Source organism: Nonomuraea sp. NPDC050383, from assembly GCF_044459125.1.
Taxonomy (GTDB): Bacteria; Actinomycetota; Actinomycetes; order Streptosporangiales; family Streptosporangiaceae; genus Nonomuraea.
On sequence record NZ_JBITIP010000004.1, the window covers coordinates 194,575 to 214,475 of the forward strand.

Here is a 19,901-nt window from a genome sequence, read left to right on the forward strand (position 1 = left end):
ATCCGGGTCGCGTCCCCTACCGGCAGACTGGGGTGCGATGAAGAACAAGTGGCTCCAGATCGCCCTGTCCACGCTCTCGCTGGCGCTGGCCGTGGTGCTCGTCGTGTACCTCCCGCAGATCGTCCGCGCGCTGACCGGCAAGCCGGTGTCCTGGCACGAGATCGGCGCGCTGTTCGCCACGCTCAGCCCCGGCACGATCGCGCTGATGACCGCGCTGTGGCTGCTGAGCCTGCTCGCCTACACGTTCGTGCTGACCGGCTCGCTGCCCGGCCTCGGCCACACGCGGGCGCTCACGCTGAACGCGGCCGGGAGCGCGGTGAGCAACCTGCTGCCGTTCGGCGGAGCGGCCGGGGTGGCGCTGACCTTCGCGATGACCCGCGGCTGGGGGTTCGCCAACCGCCCGATCGTGGTGATGACGCTGGTCAGCGGCATCTGGAACACCTTGTTCAGGTTCATCCTGCCGGCGGTCGGCATCATCGCGCTGCTCATGGCGGGCGAGGTGCCCAACCACACCGTGGCGCGGGCCGGCTGGGTGGGCGCGGTGTCGATCCTGGTGCTGTGCGCGGTCGTGGCGGCGGCCCTCTACTGGGACCGCGCCGCCGACCTGCTCGGGCGCGGCCTGGACGCGCTGGTCCGCCTGCTGCGGCTGCGCTTCCACGCCTCCGAGGCGCTGCATCGGCTGCGCGCCGACACCGCGGACATCGTCCGCACCCGCTGGCTCGGCCTGTCGGCGGGCATGGTGTTCTTCCTCGGGTTCCAGTGGGCGATCATGGCCGTGTGCATGCTGGCCACCGGCGCCTACCCCGGCCTGGCCCAGTCGATCGCCGTCTTCGCCTTGTCGCGCGTGCTCACCAGCGCCCTGATCACCCCCAGCGGGGCGGGCATCATGGAGGGCGGCGTGGTGCTCCTGCTCACCAGTGCCTTCGGGGTGGATGCGGCTCCGGCCACCGCGACCGCACTGCTGTTCGGCTTCTGGACTTACACTGTCGAGATCCCGTTCGGTGGTCTCGCCCTGGGCGCGTGGGCGCTGCTGCGCAGGCGTGATGGCCGAGGCACCGCCACGGAGCCCCCGTCCACGATCTCGAAGGCCTCCCCGTGACCATCCGAAACGAAACAAAGACCTTGTGCGTGATTCGGAAGCATGCATAGCGTGGCGGCTGACATGGTGGCGTTCCGGGTTCTGGGGCCAGTCGAGGCGTACGAAGACGACGAACTCGACCTCGGCGGGTTGCGGCAGCGGGCCGTCCTCGCCCGGCTTCTCGTGGCCAGAGGTCAGGTCGTCCCCGTCGACACGTTGCTGTACGACCTCTGGGATGACGACACGGCCAAGGGAGCCCAGTCAGGGCTCCAGGTTTACATCTCGCGGCTGCGCCGCGTGCTGGAGCCGGGCCGTCCCCGTGGCGGACCCAACCGGCTGCTGGTGACCGTCGCCTCCGGCTACGCGCTGCGGGTGGCGCCCGACCAGGTGGACGCGCTCACGTTCGAGCAGCTCGTCCGCGCCGCCGGCGAGCACCTGGAGGAGGCCGACCCGCAGTCGGCGCGCGGCCGGCTGCAGAAGGCCCTCGGGCTGTGGCGCGGCACCCCCTACTCCGACTTCGCCGACCAGCCGTGGGCCGAGGCCGAGGTCCACCGGCTGACCGAGCTGCGCCTGGTGGCCCGCGAGCGCCACGCCGACACCGGCCTGCGCCTCGGCCTGCACGCCGAGACCGTGCCCGACCTGGAGGCACTCACCACCGAGCACCCGCTGCGCGAGGAGGGCTGGCGGCTGCTCGCCCTCGGCCTCTACCGCTGCGGCCGGCAGGGCGACGCGCTCGCGGCTCTGCGCCGGGCCCGCGGCATCCTGGCCGACGAGCTGGGCATCGACCCGGGGCCGGCGCTGCGCAAGCTGGAGTCCGACATCCTCGCCCAGTCCCCCGAGCTGGAGCTCGCCACGGTGGCCCGGCCGCCGCGGCCCGTGCCGGTCGGCGACACCTGGCCGCCCCGGCCCGCCGCCGCGGTCGAGCCTCCGCCGCTGGAGCCCGAGCCGTTCGTCGGCCGCGACGCCGAGCTGGCCCGGCTGACCACCGCCGCCGGCCGTACGGGCCGGTTCCAGGTGGCGATCGTCACCGGCGTCGCTGGGGCGGGCAAGACGACGCTGCTGCGCCAGCTGGAGAGCCGGCTGGCCGGCGACGGCTGGATGACTGCCTCGGGCGCCTGCCCCGACTCCAGCGCGACGCCGCCCGGCTGGGCGTGGGTGGAGATCCTGCGCTCGCTGGTGGGCCGCACCGGCGCGGGTGAGTACTCCCAGCTTCTCGCCCCGCTGCTCGACGACGCCGCGCCCGATCCCGACGACGACGAGGTGTCCGGCGGCTTCCGCCTGCACCGGGCGGTCGGCGGTTACCTCGCCGGGGTGGCGCGGCGCGCGCCGATGCTGCTGACGCTGGAGGACCTGCACTGGGCCGACGACCAGACGCTCGCCCTGCTGCGCGCGCTGCCCAGCCTCCTGGCCACCAGCCGGGTGATGCTGGTCGTGACGTGCCGTGAGAGCGAGCTCGACGACGGGCAGTCCGACGTGCTGGCCTCGCTGGCCCGGCTGGGCCCGCTGCGCGTGCAGCTCTCGGGGCTCGACCCGAAGGCCGTGGCCGAGCTGGTGAGGGCGACGTGCGTACGCGAGATCGACGAGGACGCGGTCGAGTCGATCGTGGAGCGCACCGCCGGCAACCCCTTCTTCGTCCGCGAGACCGTCCGGCTGCTCGACTCCGAGGCCGCCGCCGACCGGGCCAGCGCGACCGAGGTGCTGTCGCGCGTGCCGTCCGGCGTGCGCGACGTGCTGCGGCGGCGCATCTCGCGCCTGCCGGCCGGGGCGCAGCAGATCCTGCTGCAGGCCGCGGTGATCGGCCGGGACGTGGACGTCGACGTGCTGGTCGACGTGGCCGGCGACATCGAGCGCAGGAGCTCGCGAGGAGAGGGCGACGGAGGAGCCGGCGACGAGCGCGGCGGGCGCGGTGACAGCACGGACGCCGTCGTGGAGGCCGTCGAGGCGGCGTTGCTCGCCGGGCTGGTCACCGAGCCGGGCCCGGGGCTCCTGCGGTTCGACCACGACCTCGTACGCGACACGATCTACTCCGACGCGTCGCGGCTGCGCCGCACCCGGCTGCACGCGGCGGTCGCGGCCGTCATCGAGCGGCGGACACCGTCCGACGTGGCCGCGCTCGCCCATCACTACTTCCTGGCCGACGCCTCGGAGAAGGCCGTGCACTACGCCGGGCTGGCCGCCGAGCAGGCCGAGCGCCGCTTCGCCCACCGGGAGGCGGCGGCGCTGTGGGAGCAGGCCATCGCCGCTTTCAACCGCACCGGCGGTGACACGCGCGACCGGCTGCTGCTCATGCTCCACCGGATCAAGGCGCTGGCGCTGTGCGGCGACATGACGGCCGCCCGGCTGCTGCGCCGCGAGGCCATGGACGCCGCGCTGCCGCTGGGCGATCTGGAGATCACCGCCCGGGTGGCGGCCTCGCTGGCCGTCCCGCACAAGGGCATGGCGCGCGACTTCACGCGCACCGCGTGGGAGATCGTGGACGTCACCGAGAAGGCGCTCATGGAGCTGCCCGAAGGTGAGCAGACCCTGCGCGCCAGCCTCCTCACGACCCTCGCGCTGGAGCTGGAGGGGTCCTCCTCGCCCGAGCGCGGGCGGCAGGCGTCGCTGGAGGCGCTGGAGCTGGCCCGCCAGAGCGGGGACCCGGTGCTGCTGGCCGCCGCGCTGAGCGGGCGGCTGCGCCAGTCGTACGACATCCCGGCGGTCGACACCCGCGAGAGCATCGGCAGGGAGCTGCTGGAGGTGGCCCAGCGCTCCGGCCAGATGGCCACGCAGGCGCTCGCCCACCTGGTGCTGCTGGAGTGCGCGGCGGCGCGCGGCGAGTTCGCCGTGGCCGACGAGCACGCCGCCGCCGCCGACCGGCTGGCGCGGCAGTACGACCTGTCGGCGCCCGCCGCGGTGTGCGCCTGGTACTCCGGGCAGCGGATGATGATCGCCGGCGACTACGCGGGGGCCGAGCGGACCTACCGCGAGGCGGCCCGGATGACGGCGCGCGCCGGCATGCTGGAGGGCCGCCAGGACCTGCCGCTGATCACCACGTTCTGCCTGCACCTGGTCGACGGCCGCGCGGCCGAGACCGTCGAGCTGCTGTCCGAGGCGCACCAGCGGGGCGCCAAGTGGACGCTCGACGCGTACGCGCTGGCGCTCGCCTCCGCCGGGCACCAGGCCGACGCCAAGGCGGTGGCCGCCGTCCGGCCGCCGGTCCGGCCGGACTTCCTGTACGAGCTGGCGATGACGTGGCGGGCGCTGGCCGGGATGCTGCTCGACGACCGGGAGCGGATGGTCGACTGCTACGACAAGCTCGTGCCGTTCGCCGACCGGATCGCCGGGGCGGGCACCGGCGTGGTGGCGCTGTGGCCGGTCGCGCTGACGCTCGGCGACCTGGCGCTGCGGCTGGGGCAGCCGGAGGCGGCGCGCGACCACTACGTCAAGGCGCTGGAGGTCGCGGAGCGGGTCGGCGTGCGGCGCTGGGTCGAGGCGGCCCGCCGGTCGGTCGACGGCTCCGGCGTCTGACCGGCTCGTCAGCGCGCCGGCGGCGCCGGCGTGATCCCGCCACTCGCCTGCTCGTTGCCCGGGCCGGTGATCGGCCCGGTGACGGGTGTCGCGCGGGCCGACAGGGTCACGATCTGCTCGCCCCGGGCGGTGGCGCCCGGGGTGTCGTGGGCCGCGAATCCCACGTACGCGGCGGTGAAGGCGAGGGTCGCCACGAACAGCTTGGCCGTGTGCGCCGCCCCGCTGAGCAGGACCGCGGCACTTGTCTTCCCCATGATCGTGACTCCTGTTCGCACACTACAGGTGTACGCGCGAGCGATTGAGGAGTGGTTGCCGATGGCTTGCACCTTCTGCACGGCCGGAGTCGCCCGTGGGCGCGCGGCGGGCAGGCCGATGTGGCAGGGTCGGAGAGGGTGGCGGCCGGGACCGCCTGTGGCGGGCACGGCGGAGCGTGAACTAAGGTTAGCCTGACCTTTGTACGATCTGGGATGGTGATGTTCCGCTATGTCGCGTCCGGCGCTCGCCGTCCCCTCCCCCACCGAGCCGTTCTGGCTCGGCCTGCCGTACTGGCTGGTGGGGGCCATCCTGATCGCGGCTCTCTTCGGGGCGTTCCAGGTCTACTACTGGGTCGGGCGCAGGCTCGGCGAGCGGCTGTACGACTCGCGGATCGGCGTGCGGTTGGGCCGAGAGCGCATCGCGAAGGTCGAGCGGATCGTCGAGCGGTGGGGCGCGCTGGCCGTGTTCGGCTGCTTCTGGGTGCCGATGCTGCGGCACACGCTGCCGTGGGTGGCCGGGGCGCTGCGCGTGTCGTATCCGTGGTACCTGGTGGCCAGCGCGCTGGGGTGCCTGACATGGGCGCCGATGTGGTGGTTCGGGCTGACGGCGCTGGTGTGGGGCTGGCTGCGGCTGGCCGCCGCGTCGCCGGTGACGGCCGTGGTGGTGGCCGTGCTGGCGGTGGCGGGCGTCGTCGCCTTCACGCTCCGGCGTCGCAGGAAGCGCGCCGCCAAGGCCCTCGTGTCCTGAGCCCGCACGTGTCCTGAGCCGCACGTCGCCGGGGCCCCGCGTCAGGCGGGGCCCTGCGTCAGGCGGGGGCGTGGGTGCGGTCCTCGACCGTGGCGTCCGGGGCGATCCGGCGGACCGACTCGATCCCGTTCACGCAGGCGGCCTTCGTCGCGAACCCCTCCCCGACCGCGACCGTCTGCCCGTTCCCCGCGACCAGCGCGAAGCGGAATCCGCCCGTCTCGTCCCTGCTGATGACATACCTGCCCGCCATGACGCCCCCGTTCGCCATCGTCCGTAACGGCGGTTTACCCGTCACTGGTCCTTGTTGTCGCGTCTTTGAGACCTGGTTCGGCAAACGGAGCATTGATCACCTGGGACCATATCGCCATGCGTATTGGGGGTTTCATCGGCTCTGCCGCTCTCGTTCTCGCCCTGGGGGCCACCTCTCCCGCGCCCGCGGGCGCCCTGCCGGCGTCCGCGGTGCGGCCCGCGGCCATGGTCAGTACCGTGTCCGTGCCGAAGGTGGGGGCCAAGACGGCGTACGTGGTGGACTCAGCCGGAACGGTGCACTTCGGTAAGCGCCAGACCAGCCGGGTCCCGGTGGCCAGCCTGGTCAAGGTCATGACCGCGTACGTGGTGCTGCGCGAGGCGCAACTGACCGACACGATCGAGATCACCGCGACCGACGTGCGCCACGCCACGAGCAACGGCGCCACCACGGCCGCGCTGAAGAAGGGCGAGCGGCTGACGGTCCGCGACCTGTTGTACGGGCTGATGCTGCCGTCGGGGGCGGACGCGGCCAACGCGCTGGCGCGCAGGTACGGCCCGGGGACGACCGCGTTCGTGGCCAAGATGAACGCCCAGGCCAAGAGGCTCGGCCTCCAGAACACCCGCTACACCAACCCCGACGGCCTGCCCACCCCGTCGAAGGGCGGCTACTCCACGGCCGTGGACCAGGTGAAGCTCGCGGAGACGGCGCTCGGCGACACCACGTTCAGGACGGTCGTGGGCAGCGCGGTGCACCGGGTGGCCAAGTCCGCCGTGCACCGGGCGCACACCTGGCGCAACACCAACAAGCTGCTCCAGCAGGCCGACGGGGTGCTCGGTGTCAAGACCGGCTACACGGACGCCGCGGGGTTCTGCCTGCTGTTCGCCGGGGAGCGCAGCGGCCGCGAGGTGGTCGGCGTGCTGCTCGGCGACCAGGACGCCCGCCGCTTCACCACGGCGGAGCAGCTGCTCGACTACGCGGGCGAGCAGATCGCCGGCGGCTGACCGGCCCCGCTGATTCGTCCCACGTGGTCCGGTGATCGGTGGGTTCGGTAGCCTGACGTGCTCAAGGCATCCCGGACGCAGACCGATCGACAGAAGGGACCGCGCGCGTGCTCGACGACGCCGGACTCCAGGCGCTCCGCGAAGCGGCGCGTTTCTCGCCGGACAACCTTCCTCTGCGACGGCACCTCGCCGACCAGCTCCTGGGCAAGGGGTACCTCGCGGAGGCCGAGTCCGAGTACCGGGCGGCCCTGGTGCTGGCGCCCGGGGACCCGGAGATCGCGGCCGGGCTGGCCGAGGCGTTCGTCCGGCAGAGCGCGTACGGGCCGGCGCTGTCCGTGCTGGAGCCGTTCCTCTCGACGCCCGGACACGCGCCCCGGCTGGGCGTGATCGCGGCCAGGGCGCTGCTCGGCGAGGGCGACGCGCACGGCGCGGCCCGCCGCTACCACGAGGCCGTCTCCCGCGACGCCTCGCTGGCCGACGCCGACCTCGCGGCCCGGCTGACGCCCCAGCCGGCAGCCCCGGCGGGGACCCCGGTGGGGACGTCGTGGGGCGGCCCTCCGGCCGGGCCCGCGCACCAGTCCGTACAGCCCCTGCAGCAGCCCATGGACGGGCCGGACGCCGCGCAGGTCGAGCGGTCCGCGATCTCCTTCGCCGACGTGGCCGGCATGGAGGCCGTCAAGGAGGCGCTGCGCGTCAAGCTGCTGCTGCCGATCCAGCAGCCCGAGCTGTTCAAGGCGTTCGGCAAGCGGGCCGGCGGCGGCGTGCTGCTGTACGGGCCGCCGGGCGCCGGCAAGACCCACCTGGCGCGGGCCGCCGCCGGCGAGCTCGGCGCGGCGTTCGTGAACGTCGGACTGTCCGACGTCCTCGACATGTACATCGGCTCCAGCGAGCGCAACCTGCGCGGCATGTTCGACCTGGCCCGCCGGCACCGGCCGTGCGTGCTGTTCTTCGACGAGGTCGACGCGCTGGCGGCGCGCCGCTCCGACATGCGGCAGGCGCACACCCGCCAGCTCGTCAACCAGTTCCTGGCCGAGCTCGACGGCGTGGACCAGCACGCCAACGAGGGCGTCCTCGTGCTGGCCGCGACGAACGCCCCCTGGTACATCGACGTGGCCTTCCGCCGCCCGGGCCGCTTCGACCAGCTCGTGTTCGTGCCGCCGCCGGACCTGGCGGCCCGTACCGCGATCCTGCGGATCCTGTGCCGCGACAAGCCGCTGGCGGAGATGGACTTCGAGGCGGTGGCGCGGGTCACGGACCTGTTCGCCGGCGCCGACCTCAAGGGCGTGGTGGACCGGGCGGTGGAGGCCAAGCTGCACCAGTCGATCAGCGCGGGCCGGCCCATCCCGTTGTCCACCTCCGACCTGCTGGCCGCCGCGCAGGCGGTCAGGCCGGCGGCCGTGCGCGAGTGGCTGGGAACCGCCCGCAACTACGTGATGCACGCCAACGACTCGGGCGCCTGGGACGAGCTGATGCCATGGATCAAGCAGGTCCGATGACCATGCCGTCCGCGCCCGTCGCGGGCGCGATCCAGCGGGCCCGGGCCCTGCTGGAGCTGTCCCGCCCCGCGGACGCCGAGCGGGAGCTGCGCGGCGTCCTGGCCGAGGCCCCGGAGCACGCGACCGCGCACGCCTACCTCGCCGTCGCGCTCGACGCGCAGAGCAGGGGGGCCGAGGCGGTCGCGGAGGCGCACGAGGCCGTGCGGCTGGCGCCGGAGCACTGGTTCACGCACTACATCGCCGCCCAGGTTCACCGGGGCGCGAACCGGCTGCCCGAGGCGGTCGCGGCGGCGCGGGCGTCCCTGGCCCTCTCCCCCGAGGAAGCGCTGACCTGGGAGGTGCTGGCGCGGGCGCACCTGCAGGCCGGCCAGTGGCGGGAGGCGGCCGAGGCGGCCGGGCGCGGGCTGGCCGTCGCCCCCGAGGAGTCCGATCTCGCGAGCCTGCTGGCGCTCGCCCTCAGCTCGCTCGGCGACGCCGCCCAGGCGCGGGAGACCGCCTCGCGGGCCGTGGCGCTGAGCCCCGAGAACCCGCTCGCCCACCTGGCGTACGGGCAGGCGGCGCTGGCCGCCGGCGACCCGGGGGAAGCGGCGTCGGCCTTCCGGGAGGTGCTCCGCCTGAATCCGGGCTTCGACACCGCCCGGGGGCTGCTGCTGACCGCGCTCAAGCAGCGCAACCCCGTGTACCGGGTCCTGTCGCGGCTGCGGGAGCGGTTCTTCGGCCGGGGGTGGCTGGTGCTGCTGCTCCCGGCGATGCCGGGGCTCATCGCCGCGTTCGTGCTCATCGCGCTGCTGCACTGGGGGGCGTGGGTGGCCGAGGCGTTCACCACGTTGCGCCTGGCGCGAGGCAAGACGACGAGGCTGCTGTTCGCGAGCGGCGACGTGCGGCAGGCGGCGCTGTGCTGCGGCCTGCCGGTCGCCGGCGCGGTGGTGCTGACGCTCGGGGCGGTGACGGGCCTGGAGGCGGTGGCGACGGCGGGCGGCGCGGTCATGGCGCTGGTCACCCCGGTCCAGGAGGCCGCGCACACCGGCTCACGGCGCGCCCGCAAGCTCCTGTACGGCTGGTCGGTGCTGCTCGCCGTGGCCGTCGCCGCGTCCGTGCCGCTGTCGTCGGCCCCGATGGCGCTGCTGACGGCGTACGCGGCTCTGGCGACGATCTGGATCGCGGCCGGAGTGCGACGCTTTCTCGGCACGTGACGGGAAATTCCACCCTTCACCCTTTATTCCGTTTTTAGGGCTCGCAAAGGCACATCACGAATGCCGTCAATCGGGCATTGTGCGTCACGCAATACCTGCAATGACAGGATGCGCCGCCCGTTGACGCTTTTTCACCTTTACTTTCCCTGTACGGGGAATTCCGATTCGGCGTGGCGGCATGGGATGGCTCGCGGCAACTGTAAGCATCTTTACCATCACGCTGGGATGTCTCAGCGCGCGCAAGTGGGCCTTTCCGGCCAATGGATTGTCCGCGGCCATCCGCCGCGTTCCGAGAGGAACGGTACGTCTGATGTTCACCAGTTCCCGAACCACCGAGACCGCCACCCGGCCGGTCAAGGCGCTGTTGATGCTCGCCACGGCCGGAAGCCTGTCCGTGGTGCTCGCCGCCGGCGTGTCCGTCCCGGCGCTGGCGTCACCGCCGAAGGACAAGCTCAAGAAGGCCGTCAGGCACGCCGTGTCGTCGCATCAGCACAGCAAGCGCGGGACCACCGACACGGTGGACTCGGACGGCTCGGACCCCGCGGTCACCACGTTCACCACGGACGACGATGACGACGACGATGACGACGCCGACGACAACACGTCGACGACCACCACGACGGCCATCAAAAGGCATCTCAATCGCCACCTCCACCTCGCCGGGGCCGGCGAGGACTGCAACCGGGGCACCTTCTTCAAGATCCACTCACTGGAGCCGAGGCACTTCTACGTCCCGCGCACCCGCTTCGTCGACGGCCCCGGCGGCTCGATGACGGTGAGCGTCCACCGGGAGCACGAGGTGCTCGCGTTCGTCGAGGCGGACTTCATCAAGCTCAGGCAGTTCAACAGGACGATCACGCCGGACACGGTGATCCGCGCGCTCACGAGGATCTCCAGGCCGCACCTGGAGAAGCGGCACATGGTCTTCACCGGCCACGACTACACCCAGACGGTCAGCAAGGGCAAGTACGGCAACATGTGGTACCGCGTCTTCGGTTACCGCGTCCACTTCGGCGTCCGCGCCCGGCTCGACAGTTGCAAGGTGCTCAACGTCACCAACGGAATCGCCGACATCCCGTCCCGCGTGGAGGGCTGGCGGTACTGGGAGACGGACAAGCCCAAGTTCCACGGCCACGTCCTGTCGCAGAAGTAACCGGTCCTCACAGCGACCAGCCGGCCGCGCTCCCAGGACGGGGGCGCGGCCGGCGCGCTGTCAGCCCTTCCCCTCGACCGCCCTGTGCCGGAAGGTCTGCGCGCCGGCGCGATGCACGGCGGCCTTGACCAGGCCGAAGATGGCGCCCTGAATCGCGGCGGCGGCGAGGACCTCCGTCCAGCCGCGGGCCAGGTCGCCCGCGTCCGGTGCGTCCTCCTGACCCGACGCCAGCTTCCACACGCGCTTGAACAGCCCGGCGGCCAGGGCTCCACTGAGCATGCCCATTCCGAGCGAGGTGGCTTTCTCCACAGGTTTCATGTCATCTCCTCCCGACGGTGTCTGCCTGTGCCCCGTGTCACGGTCCTAAACGCGCGTACGCCGCCTCCTGGACACGCTCCGCCCGGCAGGGAGCCGAACCATTGATGGCGCAATTCCCGGTCAACCCCGATGAGCCGCTCCCCGCCGTGCCGTACGCGGAACTACTCCCGGCGGCGTAGCCGAGGCCACCGGATGATCCCTGTGAGGTAGCGGGAGAAGACCTCGCTGTGGGATGCCCCCAGCCGAGGGCCGGACGACGATATCGGGTCATGGGACCTCCATTCCGATATGTCCACGGGGCCACGTGGCCGGCCACCGGGCTGCTCGCCGTCGTTTCCCGCCGTGCCGAAACGGCGCCCGCATGACGATGACCCGACGGCAGGCGCTGCGGCTGCTCGGCCTGGGCGCGGCGGCGCTGACCGTCCCGGGCTGCTCGCTGCTGGGCCGTACGCCGTCGCCCAGGCTGCTGGTCGGCGGCGCGCCGCTGCCCGAGCCGTACACGGTGCCGCTGCCGCTGCCCGCGACCGCCAAGCCGCACAGGACCGACGCGACCACCGACTACTACGAGCTCGTGCAGCGGCCGGCCGAGGTGGAGATCCTGCCCGGCCTGCGCACCCCGATCTGGGGGTACGACGGGCAGTTCCCCGGGCCCACCATCCGGGCGCGCAGCGGACGCCGGACCGTCGTCCGCGTCACCAACAGACTCGGCGTCCCGACCGTCACCCATCTGCACGGCGGCCACACCCCGCCGGAGTCCGACGGGTATCCCACCGACCTGGTCCAGCCGGGCACCCACCGCGACCACACCTTCCCGCTGGAGCAGCGGGCCGCCACGCTCTGGTACCACGACCACCGCATGGACCACACCGGGCCGCAGGTCTGGCGGGGGCTGGCCGGGTTCTTCCTGGTGGGCGACGAGGAGGAGGCGGCGCTGCCGCTGCCCGCGGGCGAGCGGGACCTGCCCCTGATGATCTGCGACCGCTCCTTCGCCACCGACGGCACCATGCCCTACCCCACCCGCGGCGACGCGCCCGGCGCCCGGGAGGCGTTCATGGGCGGTGTGCTCGGCGACGTCATCCTGGTCAACGGCGCGCCCTGGCCGCGGCTCGGGGTGGACCGTGCCCGGTACCGGCTGCGGCTGCTCAACGGCTCCAACGCCCGCACGTACGAGCTGGGTCTGTCGCCGGGCGGCACGCTGACGCAGATCGGCAGCGACGGGGGGCTGCTCGCCGCGCCCCGCTCCCTGCGGCGAGTACGGCTGGCGCCGGGCGAGCGGGCGGACGTGGTCGTCGACTTCGCCGCCCACCGCGTCGGCGACCACGTCGAGCTGCGCAACCTCCTGGAAGAGGGGCCGCAGGCGCGCGTGATGCGCTTCACCGTCGAACGGGACGCCCGCGACGACTCGGCCGTCCCGAAGACGCTGTCACGCGTCGAGCCGCTGGACCCGGCCAAGGCCGCGGTGACCCGCGACTTCACGTTCACCAGCGGCAGCATGCACGGCGGCACCGGCTGGCTGATCAACGACAAGCCCTTCGACGCCCGCCGCGTCGACGCCCGCCCCAAGCTCGGCCAGAGCGAGATCTGGCGGCTCACCAGCGACGTCTCCCACCCCGTCCACCTGCACCTGTCTCCCTTCCAGGTGCTCTCCGCCGGCGGCGAGCGCCCCGCCGGGCCGCCCGAATGGAAGGACACCGTCGAGCTGCGGGAGGCGCAGACCGTGGAGATCATCACCCGCTTCACCGGCTACCGCGGTCGGTACGTCCTGCACTGCCACAATCTCGAACACGAGGACATGGCCATGATGAGTACCTTCGAGGTGATCTGATGCCAGGCTTCCACGCCCTCCTGACCATCCGGACGGTACAGCCATGAGAATCGCGATCATCGGCTCCACCGGGCGTACCGGCCGGCACGTCCTGGCCGAGGCGCTCCGGCGCGGCCATCAGGTCACCGCGTTCACCCGTGACGCCACCGCGCTCGCGGGGAAGCCTGAGCCGCACGCCGTCGTCGAGGGCGACGGCCGCGACCCGGACAAGGTCCGCGCGGCCGTGGACGGCGCCGACGCGGTGATCTCCATCATCAACGGCGGCGACAAGCGTGACCCGCACCGGGCGGCCCAGGCCACCCGGACCATCATGCGGGCCATGGCCGAGACGGGGACACGGCGGCTGGTCGTCACCACGCCCTACCCGAACGTCGCCCGCCGGCCGTACCTGGTCCTCTGGCTGCTGCGCCGCCTGCTGGCCACGCCCTACGCCGACGCCCGCGAGCTCGAACAGGCGGTCGCCGCCAGCGACCTGGACTGGACCATCGCCAGGCTGACCAGGCTCACCGACGGTCCCGCCGCCGGCTCCGGGCTGGTCAGCCACGGCCTGCTCGCCAAGCCACGAGCACTGACCCGGGCGGATGTGGCCACGACCCTGCTGGACATCGTGCACGACCCCGGCGTGAGCCGCGCGGCCGTCAACATCTGCGGCCGCTGAGCCGCGGGGCGGACGGGCGTGGATCGACCGGGCGAGCAGCCGTTGGGAGTGAGCCGATCGTCGCGCCCGCCTAGGGCATGATGGCCGCATGGCGGTGACATCGACCAAGGGCGGCGCCGTACAGCCGAGTGCCGAGACCGAGAGACGGCTTCGTGACGCCTTCGCCGCGGGTGACCTCCTTGATCTGCGCGTCGGCGACCGGACGAGCGCCGATGACCATGACCCTGGGACATGGTCACCGGCCAGGGTCGTCGCCGCTGACGTCATCGCCTCCTTGCTGCTCGGGAAGGTGGACGCCGAGCCGGGGCAGATCCCCCAGCTGTTCCTGGCCGGGGCGCACATCGTGGGCAGGCTCGACCTTGACGGCGCCGAGGTCGCCCACCGGCTGCACTTGATCGACTGCGTGCTGGAGCAGGAGCTGCTGCTCAACGACGCACGCACCCGCACGATCGTCCTGGACGGGTGCCGGCTGCCGGCGTTGAACGCCGAGATGGCGAGGATCGACGGGAACCTGGTGCTCGCCAGATGCGTGGCCGCCAAGCTCGCTCTGCTCGGCGCGCGGGTGGATGGGATTCTCGCGCTCAGCGGGTCGAGGATCGAGGGCGTCGACGGGGTCGCGATACAGGCGGACGGGCTGACCGTCTCCAACGATCTTTTCCTGCGTGAGGGGTTCCGAGCCGCGGGGCGGGTGTGCATGCCGGGCGCCGTCATCGGCGGAGACCTCGCGCTGTCGGATGCGGAGCTGACCTGGCCGGACACCTCTCTGAACGCCGGCACCGCACAGGTCAAGGGCCACCTCTGGCTGGGCCCCAAGCTCACCGTCGCAGGTGAGGTCACTCTGCACTACGCGGCCGTCGAAGGGCGGGTCCACATCGAGGAAGCCAGGCTGGGCGGGTTGGGAGCCACTCGCGCGCGGTTCGGGACCGACCTGTTCGTGGCCGCGCACGCGCGATGTGGCGGCGCGCTCACGCTGACGGGGGCGAGCGCGGTGGGCCGGATCGACCTCGAACTCCTGGAGCTCACCGACGGGGCGGCCCTGCTGTGCCAGGAGGTCCAGGCGGGGGTGCTGGAGCTGCCGCGCCTCATGACCGGGCCGCTCGACCTGACGAATGCCCGGATCGGCGTCCTGAAGGGCGTGCGCCCGCCGTGGCCGGACAGGGTGTCCATCGGCGGTCTCACCTATGACTCCATCGACCCGGTACACCCGGCCTCGAAGCAGATCGACTGGTTACGCCGCAATCCGTCGGGCTACCAGCCGCAGTCGTACGAACAGCTCGCCGCCATGTACCGGCGGATCGGGCACGAGAGGGACGCCCGTGCGGTCCTCCTGGCCAAGCAGCGCGACCGCCGCAGGACATTGCCATGGGTCGAGCGCGCGGCCGGGTTCGTCCACGACATCACCGCCGGGTACGGCTACCGCTCCTGGCTGGCGGCCCTCTGGCTGATCGCGTTCCTGGCGGCGGGCACGGCCCACTTCCTCGGATCTCCTCCGCCGCCGCTCAAGGCCGGCGAACACCCCGACTTCAACGCCCTGGCCTACTGCCTCGACCTGATCATCCCCGTGATCGACCTCGGCCAGGCCAAGGCATGGAATCCGCACGGCCTCGACCAGCTCGTCTCCTACGTGCTCACCCTGGTCGGCTGGCTGCTCACCGTGTCGGTCGTCGCGGGCGTCACCAGGGTCCTGGTCCGGGACTGAGCGAGGACCGCGGCCTCACGCCCGGAACGTCCGGCGGTAGGCGTCCGGTGGTACGCCGATCGTGCGGTGGAAGTGGCGGCGCAGTGTGGTCGCCGTGCCCATGCCCGCGGCCGAGGCGATGGCGTCGACGCTGTCGTCCGTGGTCTCCAGCAGCTCCTGCGCGCGGCGGATCCGCTGCGTCAGCAGCCACTGCAGCGGGGTGGTGCCGGTCACCGAGCGGAAGTGGCGGGCCAGGTGGCGGGAGCTCATGTTCGCCTGGCGGGCCAGGTCCTCCACGGTGAGCGGCTGGTCCAGCCGCCGCATCACCCAGGGGAGCAGCTCGGCGAGGGGATGGCCGTCCTGGGCGGGCACCGGTGTGGTGACGAACTGGGCCTGGCCGCCGGCCCGGTGGGGTGGCACGACCAGGCGGCGGGCGACCACGTTGGCGATCGCCGAGCCGTGGTCGCGGCGGACCAGATGCAGGCACAGGTCCATGGCCGCGGCCTTGCCCGCGGACGTGAGCACGCTGCCGTTGTCGACGTAGAGCACGTCCGGGTCGACCTGCACCCGGGGATGGCGCGCGGCCAGCTCCTCGGTGTGGGCCCAGTGTGTGGTCGCGCGCAGCCTGTCCAGCAGGCCGGCGGCGGCGAGCACGAACGCGCCCGTGCACAGGGAGACCACTCGCGCGCCTGACTCGTGGGCCGCCCGCACCGCCTGGACAAGGTCGGCCGGCGGGTCCTCGTCGACGTCCGCCAGGGCGGGGACGATCACGGTGCCGGCGCGCGTGAGCCGGTCGAGCCCGCAGTCCGGCTCCAGCAGGAACCGGCCGACCCGGACGGCGTGCGCGCCGCACACCGTGACGTCGTACCAGGGCCCCGGCAGGGCGGCCGGGGCGGAGCCGAAGACCTCGTAGGCCAGGGCCAGCTCGAAGTGCAGCATCCCGTCGGTAGCGGCGACCGCGACGGAGCGCGGGAAAGAGCTCATGTCGGAAATTGTACGGGTCGTGTCGTTCCGGACACTGGGCCGCGATGGGTCAACGGGGACAGGATTTCCCCCGTGACAACGTCGAGCACGCGGGGAGCGGACATGGGATCGGTTCGGAACGTGGCGGTGTTCGGCGCCTACGGGCACACCGGACGGTTCGTGGTCGCGGAGTTGCGAGAGCGCGGATACGTCCCGCTGCTCCTCGGCCGGGACCAGGACAAGCTGCTGGCGCTGGCGCAGGCCTGGCCGGGGCTCGAGGCGCGGCAGGCGTCGGCCGAGGATCCGGCCTCGCTCGACCGCGCGCTGGACGGCGCGGCCGCCGTGATCAACTGCGCCGGGCCCTTCGCCACGACCGCCGCCCCGCTGGTCGAGGCGGCACTGCGCGCCGGCATCCCGTATGTCGACGTGGCGGCCGAGATCGAGGCGAACCTTGACACGTTCGATCACTTCGCGGAGCGCGCCCGCGCCGCGGGCGCCTTGGTGATCCCGGCGATGGCCTTCTACGGCGGCCTCGGCGACCTGTTGGTCACCACCGCGATGGGCGACTGGACGGCGGCGGACGAGGCGCACATCGCCTACGGCCTGAGCAGTTGGCACCCCACTGCCGGAACGCTCGCTTCAGGCGCGATCTCGGGGCAGCGACGGGGTGGCCGCCGTGTCCGCTACACCAGCGGACGGCTGGAGTACCACGACGACGCTCTGCCGACCCTGGAGTGGCCCTTCCCGGCTCCGCTCGGCCCCCAGCGCGTCATAGCGGAGTTCACCATGGCCGACGTCGTCACCGTTCCGAGCCACCTGGCCGTCCCGGAGGTGCGCACCTACATGACCGCCAAGGCGGCCGCGGACCTGTTCGCTCCCGACGCCCCGGCACCTGCCGCCGTCGACGGGCGCGGCCGCTCCGCGCAGACCTTCGTCGTCGACGTCCTCGTCCGCTCCGGCGGCAAGGAACGCCGCGTGGCCGCCGCCGGTCAGGACATCTACGCCGTCAGCGCGCCGCTCGCGGTGGAGGCCGTCGACCGCGTCCTCACCGGCCGGACCAGGACCACCGGCGTCGCCTCCGCGGGCGCGGCCTTCGACGCCCCGGACTTCCTCCGCGCCCTGTCCTCACACCTCTCGCTGCACGTCCCGCTCGACACAGCCGGCTGACCGGCGGCCCCAGCGAGTCCACCCCCATCGCCCGGGACCTCATCGGCGGGCGGCGGGAGGCCGTCACGTGCTGCCATGTGAGGTCTGGCCAGTGCGGCCGAGGAGGCCGAGGAGCTCCTTCTCCCGGGCCGCGCTGAGCCCCGCCCGACGGTCTCGGTTCAGTCCCTGGTCGCGTTCCCACGCCAGCACGTCCGTGAGCAGGTCGGCCCGAGGACGGTGGTGCAGGCCGGCGGCGAGTGCGGCCGCTCCGGAACGGGCGGACCAGCCCTCCCATCCGGGCTCGACGAGCCACATCGGCAGCGACTCAGGCCCCATGTACTGGGCGACACCCTGCTCGAGCAGCCAGGCCGGGTCAGCCCGGACCAACGGCCCGGTGTGCCCGGCGATGGTGCGGCTCAGCTCGATCCACTCGCCGAACGGCACCACCGGTCCGACCGCGTCGAAGGTGCCGGTCGTCCCGCTCTCGGCGCAGTCGAGCAGCCAGGTGGCCAGGTCACGCACGTCGATCGCCTGGGTGGGGAGGTCCATGGAGTCGGGGACGAGCATCGGGCCGTGCGGGTCGCGTGCCGCCCGCGCCACCCAGTAGCCCGAGCGCCCGCTGTGGTCGCCGGGCCCGCCGATCAGGCCGGCGCGCGCGATGACCAGCCGGTCGCCCACGGACTCGGCCGAGGCCTGCTCGCAGGCGACCTTCGCCTCGCCGTACAGCTCCTGGTCCACCTCGTCGCGGTCGGTGGGTTCCAGCAGCGGCGAGCTCTCGTCGGCGCCGGGCACGCCGTGGCCGGCGTAGGCGTTGCCCGAGGACACGTACGCCCAGTGCTTCGCCCGCTCCCCCAACGCCGCCAGCGCGCCGCGCACCAGGCCCGGCTGCCACGACACCTCCACGACGGCATCCCAATCCTGGTGCCGCACCTCCTCGTACGCCCCCGCCGACCGCCGGTCGGCGGCCACCAGCACCGCGCCGTCGGCCACCCGGCCGCTCTCGCCACGGGCCAGGCACGTCACCGCGTGCCCCCGCCCGACCGCCTGCCGTGCCACCTCACGGCCCAGCCATGCCGTCCCGCCCAGGATGAGAACATTCATGAACGCACTCAACCACCTTCCACGACATCTTCCGGGGCTGATTCGCAAGGGGCGTAACGGACGCCGGACGCGAACACGGCCTGCCTGAATGTGATCACTGTTACATGTTCTGGCGCGGCGCCACGGGTCGGCGCATACTGCTGTTTCATGCCAAATCACATGATCAACCGTCGGGCGCTGCTGCGCGCCGGCATCATGGCCGGAGGCCTCCTGGCCGGTGCGACATCCGCGGGCACCGCCGTCCTCGCCCAGACCGCTCAGCGGTCGTACGACACCGCTCCGGACCAGCGGCCATCCACTCCGGATCAGGCGTGGGCGACCCTGCGCGAGGGCAACCGCCGCTGGGTGGCCGGCACCACGACCCACCCGCACCAGGACGCCGCCCGGCGCAAGGAGGTGGCGCAGAAGCAGGACCCGTTCGCGGTCGTGTTCTCGTGCATCGACTCGCGCGTCGCTCCCGAGTTAGTCTTCGACACCGGACTGGGCGACCTGTTCGTGGTACGGACGGCCGGGCAGACCATTGACCCGCTGGTGACAGGCGCCGCCGAGTACGGGCCGGCGGAGCTCGGCACCCCCCTTGTCGTCGTGCTCGGCCACCAGCGCTGCGGGGCGGTCACGGCCGCCGCGGAGTCCCTGCACGAGCACAAGAAGCTGCCCGGCGAGCTGAGCACGATCGCTTCATCGCTGCGCTCGGCCTACACGCGTTCGGGCGGCGACGTGGACAAGATGATCCGCATCAACACCGTCGACGTCGTGAACCGGCTCAAGAAGGACAAGCTCTTCGCTCCTCGCATCGCCAAGGGCAAGCTCAAAGTCGTCGGCGCGTACTACTCGATCGACACCGGCGAAGTCACCCGCCTCGTCTGACGTGCATCTCCAGCACTTCGAGGCGATCAGTCGCGGGCCGGCGGGAGGGCGTGGCCGATCTCGGCGGAGCGGCGTGGCCGGGCCATGGCGTACAGGCACAGCGTGCCTGACCGTCACGGTCGGGCCGCGCCCCGGCCGATGCCCCTGGCCGACCGCCGGCCGATCGGCCAGGGAGAACGACGACCAGGCGCTATGCCCGCATCAGGCCGTGGCAGGCGATCGCGGCCGCGGCCACCACGTTGAGGGAGTCCACCCCCGCCTCCATCGCCCGGGAGCTCATCGGGATGCACACCGCCTCGTCCGCCTCGGTCAACCACCGCGACGACAATCCGTCCCCCTCCGACCCCAGCAGCAGCGCCACCCGATCGGCCATCTTCACCTCATCGAGCGAGGTGACCGACTGGTCGGGCGTCAGGGCCAGCGTCCGGTAACCCGCATTCCGGATCACCTCCAGCCCGGTGAACCAGTTGTCCATCCGCGCGTACGGGATCGAGAACACCGCCCCCATCGACACCTTCACGGCACGGCGGTAGAGCGGATCGGCGCACCGGGGCGACAGGATGATCCCATCCGCCCCCAACGCCGCAGCACACCAAATATGGCGCCGACGTTGCTGTGATCAACAAGATCCTCAAGAACCAGAATCCGCCGAGAGTCTTGTTTTG

The 19,901-nt window shown here is 72.6% G+C and carries 17 protein-coding genes and 1 pseudogene; 12 read left to right on the forward strand and 6 right to left on the reverse strand.

The genetic code is table 11. From position 1 onward, the window contains the following. Positions 1-37 precede the first annotated feature (37 nt). Positions 38-1,099, forward strand: coding sequence for a lysylphosphatidylglycerol synthase domain-containing protein (locus tag ACIBG4_RS12355; RefSeq protein ID WP_397201878.1), 1,062 nt, complete (start codon positions 38-40; stop codon positions 1,097-1,099). Positions 1,100-1,150: 51 nt separating this feature from the next. Further along, positions 1,151-4,585: a BTAD domain-containing putative transcriptional regulator gene (locus tag ACIBG4_RS12360; RefSeq protein ID WP_397201879.1), complete on the forward strand. Its 3,435-nt coding sequence runs from the start codon at positions 1,151-1,153 to the stop codon at positions 4,583-4,585. Positions 4,586-4,593: 8 nt separating this feature from the next. On the opposite strand, the gene ACIBG4_RS12365 is transcribed toward ACIBG4_RS12360, so the two are convergent. Then, positions 4,594-4,839: a hypothetical protein gene (locus ACIBG4_RS12365; RefSeq protein ID WP_397201880.1), complete on the reverse strand. Its 246-nt coding sequence runs from the start codon at positions 4,837-4,839 to the stop codon at positions 4,594-4,596. A gap of 229 nt (positions 4,840-5,068) precedes the next feature. Between ACIBG4_RS12365 and ACIBG4_RS12370 the strand changes: the two genes are divergently transcribed. Continuing rightward, the gene (locus ACIBG4_RS12370; protein ID WP_310717060.1) at positions 5,069-5,587 is read left to right on the forward strand and encodes a VTT domain-containing protein; all 519 of its coding nucleotides are present in this window, start codon (positions 5,069-5,071) and stop codon (positions 5,585-5,587) included. Between the two features lie 58 nt (positions 5,588-5,645). On the opposite strand, the gene ACIBG4_RS12375 is transcribed toward ACIBG4_RS12370, so the two are convergent. Further along, a complete protein-coding gene (locus tag ACIBG4_RS12375; protein WP_310717062.1) occupies positions 5,646-5,837 on the reverse strand; it encodes a DUF1508 domain-containing protein in 192 nt (63 codons plus the stop codon). A gap of 116 nt (positions 5,838-5,953) precedes the next feature. Here ACIBG4_RS12375 and ACIBG4_RS12380 point away from each other — a divergent pair, with 116 nt between their 5' ends. From ACIBG4_RS12380 to ACIBG4_RS12395, 4 genes are all read left to right on the forward strand, one after another. Continuing rightward, positions 5,954-6,838, forward strand: coding sequence for a D-alanyl-D-alanine carboxypeptidase family protein (locus ACIBG4_RS12380; protein ID WP_397201881.1), 885 nt, complete (start codon positions 5,954-5,956; stop codon positions 6,836-6,838). 107 nt (positions 6,839-6,945) lie between these two features. Next, positions 6,946-8,334, forward strand: coding sequence for an AAA family ATPase (locus tag ACIBG4_RS12385; protein WP_397201882.1), 1,389 nt, complete (start codon positions 6,946-6,948; stop codon positions 8,332-8,334). Beyond that, positions 8,331-9,527 (forward strand): tetratricopeptide repeat protein, encoded by a 1,197-nt coding sequence (locus ACIBG4_RS12390; protein ID WP_397201883.1) that lies wholly within the window; start codon positions 8,331-8,333, stop codon positions 9,525-9,527. The genes ACIBG4_RS12385 and ACIBG4_RS12390 overlap by 4 nt, the downstream gene beginning before the upstream one ends. 310 nt (positions 9,528-9,837) lie before the next feature. Then, the gene (locus tag ACIBG4_RS12395; RefSeq protein WP_397201884.1) at positions 9,838-10,680 is read left to right on the forward strand and encodes a hypothetical protein; all 843 of its coding nucleotides are present in this window, start codon (positions 9,838-9,840) and stop codon (positions 10,678-10,680) included. A 60-nt stretch (positions 10,681-10,740) separates the two neighbouring features. Here ACIBG4_RS12395 and ACIBG4_RS12400 read toward each other — a convergent pair whose 3' ends face one another. Then, complete coding sequence (locus ACIBG4_RS12400; RefSeq protein ID WP_310717071.1) at positions 10,741-10,998, reverse strand: DUF4235 domain-containing protein; 258 nt, start codon at positions 10,996-10,998, stop codon at positions 10,741-10,743. 361 nt (positions 10,999-11,359) lie between these two features. Here ACIBG4_RS12400 and ACIBG4_RS12405 point away from each other — a divergent pair, with 361 nt between their 5' ends. From ACIBG4_RS12405 to ACIBG4_RS12415, 3 genes are all read left to right on the forward strand, one after another. Continuing rightward, positions 11,360-12,823, forward strand: coding sequence for a multicopper oxidase domain-containing protein (locus ACIBG4_RS12405; protein WP_397201885.1), 1,464 nt, complete (start codon positions 11,360-11,362; stop codon positions 12,821-12,823). A gap of 43 nt (positions 12,824-12,866) precedes the next feature. Beyond that, positions 12,867-13,481 carry an NAD(P)-dependent oxidoreductase gene (locus tag ACIBG4_RS12410; RefSeq protein WP_397201886.1) on the forward strand — a complete coding sequence of 205 codons (615 nt, stop codon included), beginning with the start codon at positions 12,867-12,869 and terminating at the stop codon, positions 13,479-13,481. An 88-nt stretch (positions 13,482-13,569) separates the two neighbouring features. Then, a complete protein-coding gene (locus ACIBG4_RS12415; RefSeq protein ID WP_397201887.1) occupies positions 13,570-15,180 on the forward strand; it encodes a hypothetical protein in 1,611 nt (536 codons plus the stop codon). A 15-nt stretch (positions 15,181-15,195) separates the two neighbouring features. Here the strand turns inward: ACIBG4_RS12415 and ACIBG4_RS12420 are convergent, their stop codons facing one another. Further along, complete coding sequence (locus ACIBG4_RS12420; protein ID WP_397201888.1) at positions 15,196-16,143, reverse strand: helix-turn-helix domain-containing protein; 948 nt, start codon at positions 16,141-16,143, stop codon at positions 15,196-15,198. A gap of 102 nt (positions 16,144-16,245) precedes the next feature. Here ACIBG4_RS12420 and ACIBG4_RS12425 point away from each other — a divergent pair, with 102 nt between their 5' ends. Then, positions 16,246-17,289, forward strand: coding sequence for a saccharopine dehydrogenase family protein (locus ACIBG4_RS12425; protein ID WP_397201889.1), 1,044 nt, complete (start codon positions 16,246-16,248; stop codon positions 17,287-17,289). 63 nt (positions 17,290-17,352) lie between these two features. Here ACIBG4_RS12425 and ACIBG4_RS12430 read toward each other — a convergent pair whose 3' ends face one another. Further along, the gene (locus ACIBG4_RS12430; protein ID WP_397201890.1) at positions 17,353-18,369 is read right to left on the reverse strand and encodes an epimerase; all 1,017 of its coding nucleotides are present in this window, start codon (positions 18,367-18,369) and stop codon (positions 17,353-17,355) included. A gap of 159 nt (positions 18,370-18,528) precedes the next feature. Between ACIBG4_RS12430 and ACIBG4_RS12435 the strand changes: the two genes are divergently transcribed. Next, the gene (locus ACIBG4_RS12435; RefSeq protein WP_397201891.1) at positions 18,529-19,236 is read left to right on the forward strand and encodes a carbonic anhydrase; all 708 of its coding nucleotides are present in this window, start codon (positions 18,529-18,531) and stop codon (positions 19,234-19,236) included. Between the two features lie 190 nt (positions 19,237-19,426). On the opposite strand, the pseudogene ACIBG4_RS12440 reads toward ACIBG4_RS12435, so the two are convergent. Next, positions 19,427-19,890 (reverse strand): annotated as a pseudogene (locus ACIBG4_RS12440) (TrmH family RNA methyltransferase); the annotation flags it as partial. Positions 19,891-19,901: the final 11 nt, after the last annotated feature.

Coding starts and splice junctions, on each gene's coding strand:
- ACIBG4_RS12355 (WP_397201878.1), top strand. CDS start 38: ATGAAGAACAAGTGGCTCCAGATCGCCCTGTCCACGCTCTCGCTGGCG.
- ACIBG4_RS12365 (WP_397201880.1), bottom strand. CDS start 4,839: ATGGGGAAGACAAGTGCCGCGGTCCTGCTCAGCGGGGCGGCGCACACG.
- ACIBG4_RS12370 (WP_310717060.1), top strand. CDS start 5,069: ATGTCGCGTCCGGCGCTCGCCGTCCCCTCCCCCACCGAGCCGTTCTGG.
- ACIBG4_RS12375 (WP_310717062.1), bottom strand. CDS start 5,837: ATGGCGGGCAGGTATGTCATCAGCAGGGACGAGACGGGCGGATTCCGC.
- ACIBG4_RS12380 (WP_397201881.1), top strand. CDS start 5,954: ATGCGTATTGGGGGTTTCATCGGCTCTGCCGCTCTCGTTCTCGCCCTG.
- ACIBG4_RS12390 (WP_397201883.1), top strand. CDS start 8,331: ATGACCATGCCGTCCGCGCCCGTCGCGGGCGCGATCCAGCGGGCCCGG.
- ACIBG4_RS12395 (WP_397201884.1), top strand. CDS start 9,838: ATGTTCACCAGTTCCCGAACCACCGAGACCGCCACCCGGCCGGTCAAG.
- ACIBG4_RS12400 (WP_310717071.1), bottom strand. CDS start 10,998: ATGAAACCTGTGGAGAAAGCCACCTCGCTCGGAATGGGCATGCTCAGT.
- ACIBG4_RS12405 (WP_397201885.1), top strand. CDS start 11,360: ATGACGATGACCCGACGGCAGGCGCTGCGGCTGCTCGGCCTGGGCGCG.
- ACIBG4_RS12410 (WP_397201886.1), top strand. CDS start 12,867: ATGAGAATCGCGATCATCGGCTCCACCGGGCGTACCGGCCGGCACGTC.
- ACIBG4_RS12415 (WP_397201887.1), top strand. CDS start 13,570: ATGGCGGTGACATCGACCAAGGGCGGCGCCGTACAGCCGAGTGCCGAG.
- ACIBG4_RS12420 (WP_397201888.1), bottom strand. CDS start 16,143: ATGAGCTCTTTCCCGCGCTCCGTCGCGGTCGCCGCTACCGACGGGATG.
- ACIBG4_RS12425 (WP_397201889.1), top strand. CDS start 16,246: ATGGGATCGGTTCGGAACGTGGCGGTGTTCGGCGCCTACGGGCACACC.
- ACIBG4_RS12430 (WP_397201890.1), bottom strand. CDS start 18,369: ATGAATGTTCTCATCCTGGGCGGGACGGCATGGCTGGGCCGTGAGGTG.
- ACIBG4_RS12435 (WP_397201891.1), top strand. CDS start 18,529: ATGATCAACCGTCGGGCGCTGCTGCGCGCCGGCATCATGGCCGGAGGC.